Below are 13,105 nucleotides of genomic sequence, written 5' to 3' on the forward strand. Positions count from 1 at the left end.
GCTAACGGAGACGCTTCTGCCGCTGCGGAGACGCGAAGTCGGTGATGACCTCAGCGGCGTACAACACCGAATCGGGAGCTCGATCCGCCAGGTCTGAGAAGCCGGCCGCAGCCAGCAACCCGTCTTTCACATGCACAAGTTCAGCATGCTGAAGCGGCCAGGGCTCGTGGTGATTGCGACAAAATATGGTGCGACCGCGGTGGGTTTCGTGAAAACCCCAGCGTGCAGTCAAAAATATAGAAACAGGATCGGCGGAGATCGCAGCATTCGCCACCGGGTCGTGACTCGGTCGCACGATAATGTGCGATGCGGCATCAGGCCGACCGAGGCGTTTCGTACGGTACGCGACTTTGCCGTTGCGTCGCCCCAGCTTCATCACCGCCCACTGATACTTCAGACCGAATAGTGCCCGTGCGATGAGCACCGGTATGAGATGCGATGCCTCAAGACTGAGAAAGACAACTCCCCGCCGGCCCCGTTCGTCAATCGAGTAGAGACGAACGTTCACCTCAGGAAAGTCACCGAGCCACGGGATGGGTGGGCCACCGAAGAACGAACTCTTCGACATCTGAAACGCGATGAGACCCACCCAGGAGCTCCCGTCAATCACATCGGGAGTGCACCCTGCAGGCAAGTAGCGTTCGACCACCTTAGGGTCGACCCGCCAGTGCAGAAGCGTCACGTCGCTCCACCGTTGTCGCAGAATAGCGCGCCTGCCGAGTGGGGGTGCGAGTGTGGACGGTGCAACGGAGTTCATCGTAAGAGTTGATTATTGTTTGTGGGGCATGGGATCCGCAACAACACGTCGTGCGTGAACGGACGCAACGACCGTCGTCGGTCGGTGCGGCCTGAGCAACGCACCAATTCGTGCATCCATTCATCTGAAGTCTCGCGGATAGTCGTAGGCGCCACGTTCAGCGCGAGCCGTACTGACTATGAGCGGCCCGCCTCAGAGTGTGGATCACGGATGCCTGGCCGCATCGGCGTGTGCGGCACCTCCGGTAGCCTCGAAGCACGTGCACAGCCTGAGGAGCCATCAATGACCCGTGTTGCCGCCGTCGATTGCGGAACGAACTCAATCCGCCTGCTCATTGCCGACCTCGATGGCGAGGGCGGCCTTCTCGATGTGGTGCGTACCCGCGAGTTGGTGCGGCTCGGAGAGGGCGTTGACCGCACCGGCCGCTTCAGCGATGCTGCGCTCGAGCGCACCCTCACAGCAACGAGAAACTACGCTGACATGTGTCGCAAGCACGGGGTGGAGCGCATTCGATTCGTGGCCACCTCGGCGACCCGAGACGCTGCCAACCGAGCGGAGTTCACCGACGCGGTGCACGCGATCCTGGGTGTGCCCGCCGAAGTCATTCCGGGCACCGAGGAGGCGGCGTTGTCCTTTCGCGGCGCGCTGATTGCGCTCGCAGCATCGGGCGCACCCGCCGTCACCGACAAATATCTCGTTGTCGACCTCGGGGGCGGATCCACCGAGTTGGTGCTCGGCACCCACACCCCCGACTCCGCCTATTCGATGGACGTTGGATGCGTGCGTCTCACCGAGCGACACCTGCACAGCGACCCACCATTGGAAGCAGAGCTTGACAGCATTCGGCGCGACGTGAACGAGGCGCTGGACACGGCCACCGATGCCGTTGATCTGGGTCTGGCCACCGAGGTCGTCGGAGTGGCCGGCACCATCGGCACCATCACGGCACACGCCCTTGGCCTCAGCTCCTACGACGTGCAGTCCATCAGCGGCAGCCGTCTCCCACTGGCCGATGTGCTGGAAGCATGCGCGGCGCTCAGCCGCATGCCCCGCGCGGAGCGGGTGGCGCTGCCATACATGCACCCGGGCCGTGTCGACGTCATCGCCGCCGGCGCGGTGATCTGGTCGACTGTTCTGCACCGGGTCGCGGAGGCCACGGCGGAAGCCGGTCGCCCCCTCGAAACCGTCACCACAAGCGATCACGACATCCTCGATGGTGTCGCGCTGTCACTGGGATCTGCTGGGGCTGCGCACTGACGTCATTCGGTTGCGCAACGCGTTCGATTTCAACTGATAGACGGGCGGCTTTACCGAGTGTGCGCTAACGGGCATTCCGGGGCGCCAGGAAGGCCCGTTAGCGCGAAACATGCGCGCGGGATGAATCTGAAGGTCCACCGATTCTTCACCGGCGAATCGGGTGAAGAGGCTTGCACGTCCTGCCTGTCCGACGCAGTGTGTAAAGGAGCAACGCATTCGGTGGGACTTGAGTGCGCACCGTGTTCGAAGTCAGGAAGAGGTCGGGCAATGGCGAAGAAATCGGTGAAAGCCGTGGAGGTGGTTCACGGAATCGACCGCTTGGTGCGCAACGTGCGAACCGGCCGTTTCGAACGCAGCCTGGCGGCGCTGACCGCCGGTGGGGCACTGGCGGTCAGCGCCGAGATCTTCTTTGAACACGACTCGGCCAGTTACGGCAACAAGTGGATGTGGGTACCGGTCGTACTCGGTCCGATCGGTGCGGTCGCCGGGGTCGCGGGCGTGGTCAACCATCGTGCGGCCAAGACGGTGCTTCCCCTGGTGTCGGCAACGATCGTCGCCAACGGTCTGCAGGGGGTCTGGTTTCATGGTCGCGGCATCAAGCAGAAACCGGGTGGTTGGAAGAACTTTCGCTACAACATGGAGATGGGGCCGCCACTGATGGCGCCCCTGTTGGTCACCCTGGTCGGCGGCATGGGGTTGCTGGCCGCGATTCTTCGGCGCGAAAAATGAGCACTCTCCCTCTTGACCCCCGCCACGGCGGTGGCCGCTTTCCCGATTTCGACGTGACCACCCAGGCACGGCACTGGGATGAGACCACGCGGGCCGTCGTCGAGAAGCGCCTCGGCATGCAGACCCCGGTGCGCTTCTTCACCGAGTCGGAACAGGCAGCGGCAACCGCATTGTTCGACCAACTGCTCTACCAGCGTTCCGAACCACGGGTACCGGTCACCGAGATGGTCGACGCTCGGCTCGCGGAGAACCTGACCGATGGTTGGCACTACGAGACCATGCCGCCGGATGAAGCCGCCTGGCGTGCGTCCCTTACAAACCTCGATGACGACAGCCGCGAGGCACACGGCTGCCTCTTCGCGGAATGTGACTGGGATGACCAATCGGCCATCCTCACGGCGATACAGAACCGGGGGAGCGACCAGTGGCACGGAATGGTCGCCGCGCAGGTGTGGAGCCTGTGGACGCGCTATGCGTGCACCGCGTTCTACTCGCATCCGCAGGCGTGGAACGAGATCGGCTTCGACGGTCCGGCCTACCCGCGCGGTTACAAGAACATCGGCGTCAACCGGCTCGAATCGTTTGAGGTGCACGACGCCCGCCCCGGTGACGACCCGGTGGAAGGAAAAGGGCAATGAGCGAAGTCAGGGAACGCAACGAATCGGCCTGGCTGATGACAGCCGACGGCTCGCGCATGGAACCGGGGCTGCGCGACAACATGCGCCGATTCGACGACGACGACGAGGTCGATCTGGTCATCGTCGGCTGCGGGGCCGGGGGATCGACATTGTTGCAGCGAATGGCCAGGGCGGGTGCGCGGGTGGTCGCATTGGACGCTGGCCCGTTCTGGGAGCCGGAGACCGACTGGGTCAGCGATGAGGCGGGCTCGCACCACCTGTATTGGACAGAACCGCGGAAGATCGGCGGGAGCGACCCGGTGCCGCTCGGGTCGAACAACTCCGGGCGCGGTGTCGGCGGATCGATGGTCCATTACGCCGGGTATGCCCCGAGGTTTCATCCCAGTGATTTTCGTACTCGCACAAACGACGGCGTCGGCGCAGACTGGCCGATCGACTACGGCAACCTCAAGTCGTATTACGAGTTGATCGAAGAAGAGCTGCCGGTTTCCGGTGAGGACTGGCCCTGGGGCGACCCACACGGCTATCCGCAACGTCCGCACCCGGTCGGGGGTAACGGGGAATTGTTCCAGCGTGGTGCGCTCGCCTGTGGGATCACCGCGAAGGTCGGTCCTGTGGCAATCTCCAACGGCCGGTTCGGCAACCGGCCGCACTGTATCTACCGCGGCTTCTGTCTGCAGGGCTGCAAGGTGAACGCAAAGGCATCTCCGTTGATCACCCATGTGCCGGATGCCTTGGCCCATGGCGCCGAGGTGCGCCCTGATTCGATGGTCACCCGAATCGAGATCGACCAGCGCACCGGGCGCGCCACCGGCGTGCACTACGCCCGAGGAGGCGTCTCCCGTTTTCAACGAGCGAGCATGGTCGCCGTCGCTGGCTACTCGATCGAGACGCCCAGGTTGCTGCTCAACTCCACGTCTGACAGGTTTCCCAACGGCTTGTGCAACGACTTCGACCAGGTCGGCCGCTACCTGATGGTGCAGGGAGCGCCGCAGACCGCGGGCCGGTTCGACGACGAGGTTCGCATGTGGAAGGCGCCACCCCCCGAAGTCAGCTCGGAGCAGTTCTATGAGACTGATCCAGGCAAGCCATATAAGCGCGGCTTCTCGATCCAGACGGTCTCCCCGTTGCCGATCACGTGGGCGGAACACGTCTCGGCGCAGGGCTACTGGGGTGCTGACCTCCGCAATTACATGAGTGACTACGTGCACTGGGCCTGCCTCGGGTCGCTGTGTGAATTCTTGGCGCTGCCGGACAATCGGGTGACCCTCGCAGACGAGAAGGATCGCCACGGAATGCCGATCGCCCGCTTCGACTACAGCCAGTGCGACAACGACCGCGCGCTGATGAAAGCCGCGACCGGAGTCATGGAAGACATCCTGAAGGGCGCCGGTGCCGACGAGGTGATCACCATAAACAGGTATGCGCATCTGGTGGGTGGCGCCCGCATGGCCGCCACCGAGCAGAAGGGAGTCGTGGATGCCGATTGCCGCAGTTTCGCAGTGCCCAACCTGCTGATCGTCGACGGCAGCGTACTGCCGACCCAGGGAAGCGCCAACCCGGCGCTGACCATCATGGCCGTCGCGGCCCGCGCCGCCGCTCGGCTGACCCAACAACGCACGTAGGAAGGCCCCACCATGGGCACAGTAAGTGATTTTGTGATCCAACGAATCAAAGAATGGGGTGTGACGCGAGTCTTCGCGTTTCCCGGCGACGGAATCGGCGACTTCGACGGTGCGCTCGGCAAAGCCGAGCGTAAGGGGGAAGGGCTCGACTACATCCGCCCGACCCATGAGGAGATCTGTTCGCTCATGGCCACCGCTCACGCGAAGTTCACCGGGGAGGTCGGGGTGTGCATCGCGACCTCCAGCCCTGGTGCGTTCCATATGATCAATGGTCTGTACGACGCGAAGTCGGACAACCAGCCGGTGGTGGCCATCATCGGACAGCAGGGCCTGGATGCGCTGGGAACCTTTACCCAGCAGGAGAACAACCTCGAGCGCAGTCTCGCCGATGTGGCCGTCTACGTGCAGACGATAGTCTCACCAGCGCAGGCGCAAGCCGTCGTGGACACGGCGTTCCGCACTGCTCGCGTGCACCTCGGACCCGCCGCGATCATCATCCCGCATGACGTGCAGGGAATGGACATGCCCGAACTCGAGCCACAGAACTGGGTGTCCCGCTCCAGCGCAGTCGCCCCGTCGATCCGGATCACCCCGGCCGAGAGTGACCTCCGGGCCGCCGCAGACATCATCAACGCGGGGAGCAAAGTCACCTTCCTCGTGGGCCATGGTTCGAACGGTGCGACAAATGAGGTTCTCAAAGCCGCAGAACTCTGTGGTGCCGGCATCATCACCGCCCTCCGGGCCAAGCAGGTCATCCCCTCCGATGTGCCTCACTACTCACAACAACTTGGTCTTCTCGGCTCCCTGCCGAGTCTTCACCAGATGAGCGGATGCGACACCCTCGTGCTGCTCGGAACCAACTATCCGTACGGCCAGTTCCTGCCGAAGAGTGGGCAGGCCAGAGCGATTCAAGTGGATCTGAAGCCTGAACAGATGGGTCTGCGGTACCCCACGGAGGTGAACCTCTGGGGTGACGTGAAGGCGACGTTGAACGCACTCATCCCGCTCTTGGAGCAGAAGTCAGATCTCTCCTGGCAGAAGACCGTCGCCGACGAGATGGTCGAGTGGGAGAACGAGATGGAGGCCCAGGCGATGGAGACCTATGACGATGGGGTGAACCCGCGGCGCGTCTACCATGAGCTCAACAAGCGTCTTCCTGCCCGTGCCATCGTGACCTGCGATGCGGGGTCGACCGCGGACTGGTACGGGCACCACATCCGGCTGCGTGATGGAATGATGGGTGACCTGTCGGGGCGGCTGGCCAGCATGCTGGCCGCTATGCCGTACGCGACAGCCGCGAAGTTTGCGTTCCCTGACCGGACGGTGGTGTGCACGATCGGTGACGGTGCATTTCAGATGCTCGGTATGAACGAATTGATCACCATCAAGAAGTACCTCAAGAAATGGGACAATCCACAGTTCATCATCATGGTGCTGCACAACGATGACCTCACCCAGGTGTCGTGGGAGATGCGCACCGAAGACGCCAACCCGGTGTGGTCCACCTCACAGGATGTCGAATCGGTGGACTATGCCGGCTGGGCCGAACTGCTCGGTTTCACGGGAATCCGCGTAAAGACCGACGACGAGGTGGGGAGGGCCTGGGACACCGCTTTTGCGAACCGGGGTGTCACCCTGATCGACGCCTACACGAGCAAGAACGTGCCACCGCTTCCGCCGCACATCACATTTGAGTACGCCAAGAACACAGCGAAGGCCCTGCTGAAAGGCGACCCCGACGAACTCGCGGTTATCAAGGATTCGGCCAAAGCACTCTTCACCGAGGGTGTCGAACGGGTCAAAGGAACACTCCACATTGGTCAGGACGACGAGGATGATCGCGACTGAGTAACGCATTGTGCACCATTCGAAGGGTGGATAAGGATAAGCGATGCCTGAATTCTTTCCATGGTGGGTGGCGGTCACCCACTTCCTGAACATCTTCTTCCTGCTTCTCCTGGCGCGGAGCGGGCTAGAAGTACTGTCCGCATTTCCCAAGCTGTACTGGTACGACAACTGCCCTCCCGGCCGGGAATGGTTGAGGTTCTCGAAGAAGATGTATGGGGCGGACTCACGCAAACTCTGGTCGTCATTGGACGAGGAAGAGGCTTGGTGGCCGATGATCGCGTTGCCCGGCAAGAGGAACATCGGAATCGGCAGACATTGGCACTTCTCCGGGGTGCAGTTCTGGATCCTCACCGGGGTGGTCTACATCGTCATGGTCTTCGCCACCGGATACTGGCAGTACCTGATCCCCACGCACTGGTCGATCGTCCCCGATTCGATCAACTCCATCGGCACCTACCTGCACTTCGAAATCCCGGCAAAGATTGTCGGCGAACCGTTCGAGCCCGCCCAGAAGCTGGCGTATTTCATGGTCATCTTTTTGCTGGCACCATTCCAGGTGCTCACCGGCGCTGCGATGTCACCGTCGGTACTGGCACGATTCCCGTGGTACGGAAAAATCTTCAAAGGCAAACAAGGAGCGCGCAGCCTGCACTTTCTCGGGCTGGCTGCCTTCGGCGTGTTCACCGTCATCCACACGTTCATGGTGCTGGTTCACAACATCCCGAACGAAGCAGCCGGTATCGTCCTTGCCGACCAGAATGCCAACGGCACGAAGGCAATCATCATTGGCCTTACCGGAATCGCTCTGATCGTCATCGTGCATGTGGTGATCACCTGGTTCTCTCTGCGGTACCGCCGCGCCACCCAACGAACGCTCGGAGTGATGGTGAACCCCTTCGAGAAGATGTTCTCCAAGGCGTTCACCTCCCGCCAACGGTTCACGCGCAGGAACATCTCACCGTATTTCCGGGTCAACGGCTACCCCCCGGTCGATCATGCGTACGAGCGGTTGGTGGCGAGCGGATTCACGGAGTACCGCCTGCCGATCGGCGGTCTGGTCGACCATCCGGTCTCGCTCTCACTGGGAGACCTTCGCAAAGTTGGTGAGCAATCACAGATCACCAAGCACAATTGCATTCAGGGCTGGACCGCCGTCGCCGAATGGGGCGGGGTGCCATTGGCGACGATCATCGAACTGGTGCACCCGCAGGAGGCCGCCAAGCACGTCGTGTTCTACGCCATGGATGACAAGGGGCTCACGGAGGGGGAGGGGCGCTACGGCTTTTTTTACGGCAGCATCCCCTTGCACCTCGCCAAGAACCCGCAATCGATCCTCGCTCTGGAGATGAACGGTGCACCACTGCCGATTGAACACGGTGCCCCGATACGGGTCCGACTCGAGACCCAGCTCGGTTTCAAGATGGTGAAGTGGGTGTGCGCCATCGAATTCGTCGCCGATTACCGCAACATAGGCATGGGCCAGGGCGGGTGGCGCGAAGATCAGCAGTTCTACGCCAATGCGGCCGGCATATGACTCTGTTGGCACGTCCGGTGGCCGTCTCCCCGCAACGGGGCGGCGAGGGTCGTCGACTGGCCGGAGGCACACAATCAAGGAAGTATCGCAATGGCAGACACCACAGATGAACCCCAGTTTCCTCCCCGTGTTCTGAGAGAATATTCGCTGATCGCCGACGGGGAGCGTGGCGCCCTGATCGGTCCGCGCGGTGAAATCGTCTGGATGTGCGCTCCACGGTGGGACTCCGACGCCGTGTTCTCGAAACTGATCGGTGGTGAAGGAATCTATGCGATCACGCCGGTCGACGAGTTCGTCTGGGGAGGCTACTACGAAGAGGGCAGCCTGATCTGGCGCAGCCGGTGGGTGACCACAAGCGGCATCATCGAATGCCGCGAAGCATTGGCTTTCCCGGCCGAGCCGGGCCGTTTGGTGTTGTTGCGACGGGTCATCGCCGTCGACGGCGAAGCCCACGTCACAATAGTGCTGGAGCCGCGCGCCGGGTTCGGCCGACACAAGACCCACTCGCTTTCTCGAAAGAGCGGGGTTTGGACGGCAACATCTGGGCAGCTGAAGGTTCGTTGGACGGGCGCGGATGACGCACGCCCGAAGGGCGACGGTTCACAACCGCTCACGATGGATCTGACCGTTCCAGTCGGCGGTCACCACGATTTCGTGCTGGAGATCTCTGAAAGGGCCGTGCCCGAGCAACTCATCGATGCGGACACGGCATGGGAAGCCACGTCAAGCGCGTGGCGCGCCGCCGTTCCAGAGTTCGGGGAAACAATCGCTCCCTCGGACTCCAGGCACTCGTACGCGGTGTTGCGTGGGCTGACCAGCACGGGAGGTGGGATGGTCGCCGCCGCGACCATGAGCCTCCCAGAGCGCGCCAAGCAGGGCCGCAACTATGACTACCGCTATGTATGGATCCGGGACCAGTGCTTTGCCGGTCAGGCAATCGCCGCCAGCGGCACGCATCCGCTTCTCGATGACGCCGTTCGTTTCGTCTCCGAACGAGTGCTGGCAGACGGCCCCGACCTGAAACCGGCATACACCACACTCGGTGGCCGGGTCCCGGATGAGAAGCCCCTGAAACTGCCGGGATACCCGGGCGGCTCCGATGTGGCCGGTAACCATGCCAACGCTCAGTTCCAGCTCGACGCGCTCGGCGAGTCGTTGCTCCTGCTGGCTGCTGCAGCCAGGCATGATCACCTCGACGCCGATGGCTGGCGGGCTGCTGAGACGGCTGCCGCCGCGATCGGTGCACGTTGGCGTGACCCGGAGGCCGGCATCTGGGAACTGGACGACAAGAACTGGACCGAGAGTCGCCTGATCTGCGTTGCGGGCCTTCAGGCGATCAGCAAAGTCGGCGCTCCGGCGAGCAAAGTCGGCGACTGGCTTTCTCTGGCTGACACCATTCTGGCGGAGACGGCTTCGACATCGACCCACCCGACCGGGCGCTGGCAACGGGCGCCCGACGACGAGGGACTTGACTCGGCGCTGCTGCTTCCTCCGATCCGTGGCGCTGTCGCAGCAGATGATCCGCGCACACTGGCCACCCTGCGGGCGATTGAGAACGAACTGGTCGACGACAACTATCTCTACCGGTTCCGGCAGGGGCCAGGACCACTGGCGCAGGCGGAAGGATCGTTCCTACTCTGTGGGTTCACGATGGCGCTTGCCCAGCACCAGCAGGGCAACGAAGTCGCCGCTGCCCGTTGGTTCGAAAGAAATCGGGCCGCCTGCGGCTCTCCCGGTCTTTTCACCGAGGAATACGATGTGACCCAGCGCCAGTTGCGTGGCAACCTGCCGCAGGCATTCGTGCATGCGCTGATGCTGGAATGCTCCGCACGGCTCGCCGGTCCGTGGGCCGCATCATAGCCTGCGGTCACCAGCAGAAACACGCGAATAACGAGTGGTCAGACGCACCACCTCGACCAGAACCAGAGACACCAGGCCGACCATGAACAGGCTCCGCTGGGCGATCCGGAGCATGCGTCCGAGCAGGCCGGTCGTGTCACCGCGTGCACTGAGGGTCTGTTCCGCCAGGTCTTCCCGCTGCTGGGGTATCGGCCGTCCGGCGATCACCATACGGTCGCGTGTCATAGCGTTGATGGTCGCTTGGCTGGCCCCGGCCCCATATCCGCCCATCATGAGCGCCTTGATCTGTTGGATGCTCTGATCCGGTGCCATTTCGCACAGGATCACGCTGCCTGGTGATCCTGGCACGGTTGCCCGGCCAGATCGATGCGTCTTCGTCATCGTCGTACCGTCCTGGCCGTGATCAGTGCCATCAGCCCGAGTCCGCCGACAGCAGAGCCGATGACCAGCTTGACGTGGTGAGAGAACCACATCTGCCCAGAGTGTCCCTTTGATTTGTCATCGAAGATGCCGTGCGCCCCGAAGTCGTGACCGTCGGCGCCGTCGCGTGGTTCCCAGAGATTGTTCGGACGGTCCGGTGAGACCTTCTCGGATGTCTGTTGGGATTTGTAGCCGGTTCGAGCCAGGTAGTGATCCAACAGTGGCGCAATGAACTTGTTGCCGACAATGGCCTTGACCGTCGATAGCCCGACCCAGTACTGCTTGCGCGACGGGTGCCGGGCCGCGTAAAGCACTCCGCGGGCGGCGACCTCGGGCTGGTAGATCGGCGGTACCGGTTGTGGATGGTTCGGCAGGCGCGACAACACCCAGGAGAACTGCGGCGTGTTCACCGCCGGCATCTGCACGACGGTGATCTTCACCTTGCTGTGGTCGTGGATCAGCTCGGTGCGCACGGATTCCGTGAAGCCGTTGATCGCGTGCTTGGCGCCGCAGTAGGCGGACTGCAACGGGATGCTGCGTGATCCGAGGGCGGATCCGACCTGCACGATGGTGCCGCGGTCGCGTTTGATCATCCGGGACAGTGCGACGTGGGTGCCGTAGACGAAGCCGAGGTAGGAGACTTCAGTCACCCGTTTGAATTCATCCGGTTTGATCTCGGTGAACGGGGCGAACACAGACGTGAAAGCCACGTTGACCCAGACGTCAATCGGCCCGAAGGCATCTTCAACGGCGACCGCCGCAGCCTCCATCTGGTCGTAATCGGCCACGTCGGTGGGAATCGTCAACGCGTGCCCCCCGGCAGCCTCCACATCTTTCTTGGCCCCGGCCAGACCGGTCTCCCCTCGGGCGATGAGCCCAATGTTGGCGCCCGTCTTCGCAAACAACTTCGCCGTGGCGCGCGCGATTCCAGCGCTGGCACCCGTGATGACGACTACTTGTGGATCTTTCATGGGAACTTCTTCCTTGTCATGTCCTTTTTTCATCCAGATGGTTTGGTGTCTCGGCTCACGACGCACTGTTCCTAGGCGTACGGCTCGATACCCCAGGTCGCACTGTGGCTCTGCCCCGGTTTCAGGGTGATCAGGCCCTCGCCGGAATTGAAGGCGTTCGGTGCGCAGGTCATCGGTTCCACACCCAATCCGGTGCGCCGCCGCCCGGGTTCAGGCAACGCGTCGCCCGTGAAGATCTCGAGATACGGGTATGCGTCGTCCACCCAGAGCGCCACTGAGACACCCTCGCGCGTCGACAATCTGACGCGGGCCCGCCCGTCGGCGTCCCGGGTAAGGTTGGTATAGGTCACATCGATTTCTCGAGTGCCCAGCTCGGAGGCACTGCGCAGGTCGTACTCGGTGCCCTCCACCGTTTGTCTCCCCGTGGGAATCCCTTTGTCGTCCACTGGCAGGTAGATGTCTCCGGGCACCGTAGCCAGCGCGGGGTTGATCGTCTCGGTCCCCACGGTGAGGTAGGGATGGGCACCGGTGCCGTACGGGCAGGTGCCCTCGCCGATGTTCGTCGCCGTTGTCCGAACGGTGAGGCCCGTGTCGTTCAAGGAGTAGTCGATCCGGCAATCCAGAACCCATGACCAACCGGGGCAGTTGTACAGGATGTGGCGGAAGGAAGCATGATCATCACCGTGTTCGACCACCTGCCACGATGCCCACCTGGTCAGCCCGTGGATCGCACCGCAGGTCGCCGGTTCGGTGAGATCAAGTTGCCGATCGACACCATCCCAGGTGTATTTACCGGACTTGATCCTGTTCGGCCACGGGATCAGCGAATGGCCGCGCGCGCCGGTACACATCTGTGATACCGGGTAGCCGTCGATCACGCGGCGGGATCCGGCCGTATACGACCGCAAGCCTGCGCCGACCTCAGCGATCTCGACGACCTGTTCGCCGCGTCGTAACTCCCACTGATTTCCGGAAGGCATCCCGGTCATGGTGTGCTCCCATCTTGAACCATCGGCGACTCGTGCCCGGCGTCATTTGGAGGATAAGAGAACCTGAGTTCGAAAAAGTTCACCGTCGAAACTCGAGGACCGCGAATGTGCTCGCCACGGCGGCATCCGACAGGGCGGCCCGGCGATGGCCGCTGCTGATGATACCCACGCCGATCATGCTCAACGCGTGCAGAACATCCACGATCCCGGCGAGATCGTGGACGCTGCTGCGCTGGGTCCTCAGGGTGAGCACCGCCTGCACCAGGTGCCGCCCAGCCAGCACCCGGATCACGGTGGCCTCAGATTCACTCACCGGCACCCGAACCACTGATTCGGCCACGAGGCGTGGTGCAATCAGAAGGCAGAGGCCGTACAGTCCACGCACTACTTCCAGGCGATTTGTCATGTAGTTTCTCTTTCCGGCGTGAGAATACTTCGAGCTAAAGCCCGCTTTTCGCCATGTTACGTCTGCCGTCC

General features: G+C 62.6%; 12 protein-coding genes. 7 read left to right on the forward strand and 5 right to left on the reverse strand.

The window, feature by feature from the left end; translation table 11 throughout:
- Position 1: 1 nt before the first annotated feature.
- Positions 2-757 (reverse strand): YqjF family protein, encoded by a 756-nt coding sequence (locus DL891_RS04700; protein ID WP_111719261.1) that lies wholly within the window; start codon positions 755-757, stop codon positions 2-4.
- Between the two features lie 282 nt (positions 758-1,039).
- Between DL891_RS04700 and DL891_RS04705 the strand changes: the two genes are divergently transcribed.
- From DL891_RS04705 to DL891_RS04735, 7 genes are all read left to right on the forward strand, one after another.
- The gene (locus DL891_RS04705) at positions 1,040-2,014 is read left to right on the forward strand and encodes a Ppx/GppA phosphatase family protein (RefSeq protein WP_111719262.1); all 975 of its coding nucleotides are present in this window, start codon (positions 1,040-1,042) and stop codon (positions 2,012-2,014) included.
- A gap of 267 nt (positions 2,015-2,281) precedes the next feature.
- Entirely contained in the window at positions 2,282-2,743 is a 462-nt protein-coding gene (locus tag DL891_RS04710; protein WP_111719263.1) for a hypothetical protein, read from the forward strand.
- Positions 2,740-3,381 (forward strand): gluconate 2-dehydrogenase subunit 3 family protein, encoded by a 642-nt coding sequence (locus DL891_RS04715; protein ID WP_111719264.1) that lies wholly within the window; start codon positions 2,740-2,742, stop codon positions 3,379-3,381. The genes DL891_RS04710 and DL891_RS04715 overlap by 4 nt, the downstream gene beginning before the upstream one ends.
- The gene (locus tag DL891_RS04720) at positions 3,378-5,006 is read left to right on the forward strand and encodes a GMC family oxidoreductase (protein WP_111719265.1); all 1,629 of its coding nucleotides are present in this window, start codon (positions 3,378-3,380) and stop codon (positions 5,004-5,006) included. Before DL891_RS04715 ends, DL891_RS04720 begins: the two co-directional genes overlap by 4 nt.
- A 12-nt stretch (positions 5,007-5,018) precedes the next feature.
- A complete protein-coding gene (locus DL891_RS04725) occupies positions 5,019-6,854 on the forward strand; it encodes a thiamine pyrophosphate-requiring protein (protein ID WP_111719266.1) in 1,836 nt (611 codons plus the stop codon).
- Between the two features lie 43 nt (positions 6,855-6,897).
- The gene (locus DL891_RS04730) at positions 6,898-8,388 is read left to right on the forward strand and encodes a molybdopterin-dependent oxidoreductase (RefSeq protein WP_111719267.1); all 1,491 of its coding nucleotides are present in this window, start codon (positions 6,898-6,900) and stop codon (positions 8,386-8,388) included.
- A gap of 90 nt (positions 8,389-8,478) precedes the next feature.
- Positions 8,479-10,248 (forward strand): glycoside hydrolase family 15 protein, encoded by a 1,770-nt coding sequence (locus DL891_RS04735; RefSeq protein ID WP_111719268.1) that lies wholly within the window; start codon positions 8,479-8,481, stop codon positions 10,246-10,248.
- Here the strand turns inward: DL891_RS04735 and DL891_RS04740 are convergent.
- The 4 genes from DL891_RS04740 to DL891_RS04755 all read right to left on the reverse strand — a co-directional run bounded on the left by DL891_RS04740 (position 10,243) and on the right by DL891_RS04755 (position 13,034).
- Positions 10,243-10,560 (reverse strand): hypothetical protein, encoded by a 318-nt coding sequence (locus DL891_RS04740; RefSeq protein WP_111719269.1) that lies wholly within the window; start codon positions 10,558-10,560, stop codon positions 10,243-10,245. The two genes, DL891_RS04735 and DL891_RS04740, sit on opposite strands and share 6 nt — an antisense overlap.
- Before the next feature lie 65 nt (positions 10,561-10,625).
- Positions 10,626-11,639 carry an SDR family oxidoreductase gene (locus tag DL891_RS04745; protein ID WP_111719270.1) on the reverse strand — a complete coding sequence of 338 codons (1,014 nt, stop codon included), beginning with the start codon at positions 11,637-11,639 and terminating at the stop codon, positions 10,626-10,628.
- A gap of 71 nt (positions 11,640-11,710) precedes the next feature.
- The gene (locus DL891_RS04750; protein WP_111719271.1) at positions 11,711-12,628 is read right to left on the reverse strand and encodes an aldose 1-epimerase family protein; all 918 of its coding nucleotides are present in this window, start codon (positions 12,626-12,628) and stop codon (positions 11,711-11,713) included.
- A 79-nt stretch (positions 12,629-12,707) separates the two neighbouring features.
- Positions 12,708-13,034, reverse strand: a complete 327-nt coding sequence (locus DL891_RS04755) for a hypothetical protein (RefSeq protein ID WP_111719272.1) — start codon at positions 13,032-13,034, stop codon at positions 12,708-12,710.
- Positions 13,035-13,105 lie beyond the last annotated feature (71 nt).

Source organism: Homoserinimonas sp. OAct 916, assembly GCF_003260275.1.
Classification (GTDB): Bacteria; Actinomycetota; Actinomycetes; order Actinomycetales; family Microbacteriaceae; genus OACT-916.

What these genes read in the sequence shown, in the direction of transcription:
- DL891_RS04700 (WP_111719261.1), bottom strand. Translation starts at nt 757, where the DNA reads ATGAACTCCGTTGCACCGTCCACACTCGCACCCCCACTCGGCAGGCGC.
- DL891_RS04705 (WP_111719262.1), top strand. Translation starts at nt 1,040, where the DNA reads ATGACCCGTGTTGCCGCCGTCGATTGCGGAACGAACTCAATCCGCCTG.
- DL891_RS04710 (WP_111719263.1), top strand. Translation starts at nt 2,282, where the DNA reads ATGGCGAAGAAATCGGTGAAAGCCGTGGAGGTGGTTCACGGAATCGAC.
- DL891_RS04715 (WP_111719264.1), top strand. Translation starts at nt 2,740, where the DNA reads ATGAGCACTCTCCCTCTTGACCCCCGCCACGGCGGTGGCCGCTTTCCC.
- DL891_RS04720 (WP_111719265.1), top strand. Translation starts at nt 3,378, where the DNA reads ATGAGCGAAGTCAGGGAACGCAACGAATCGGCCTGGCTGATGACAGCC.
- DL891_RS04725 (WP_111719266.1), top strand. Translation starts at nt 5,019, where the DNA reads ATGGGCACAGTAAGTGATTTTGTGATCCAACGAATCAAAGAATGGGGT.
- DL891_RS04730 (WP_111719267.1), top strand. Translation starts at nt 6,898, where the DNA reads ATGCCTGAATTCTTTCCATGGTGGGTGGCGGTCACCCACTTCCTGAAC.
- DL891_RS04735 (WP_111719268.1), top strand. Translation starts at nt 8,479, where the DNA reads ATGGCAGACACCACAGATGAACCCCAGTTTCCTCCCCGTGTTCTGAGA.
- DL891_RS04740 (WP_111719269.1), bottom strand. Translation starts at nt 10,560, where the DNA reads ATGGCACCGGATCAGAGCATCCAACAGATCAAGGCGCTCATGATGGGC.
- DL891_RS04745 (WP_111719270.1), bottom strand. Translation starts at nt 11,639, where the DNA reads ATGAAAGATCCACAAGTAGTCGTCATCACGGGTGCCAGCGCTGGAATC.
- DL891_RS04750 (WP_111719271.1), bottom strand. Translation starts at nt 12,628, where the DNA reads ATGACCGGGATGCCTTCCGGAAATCAGTGGGAGTTACGACGCGGCGAA.
- DL891_RS04755 (WP_111719272.1), bottom strand. Translation starts at nt 13,034, where the DNA reads ATGACAAATCGCCTGGAAGTAGTGCGTGGACTGTACGGCCTCTGCCTT.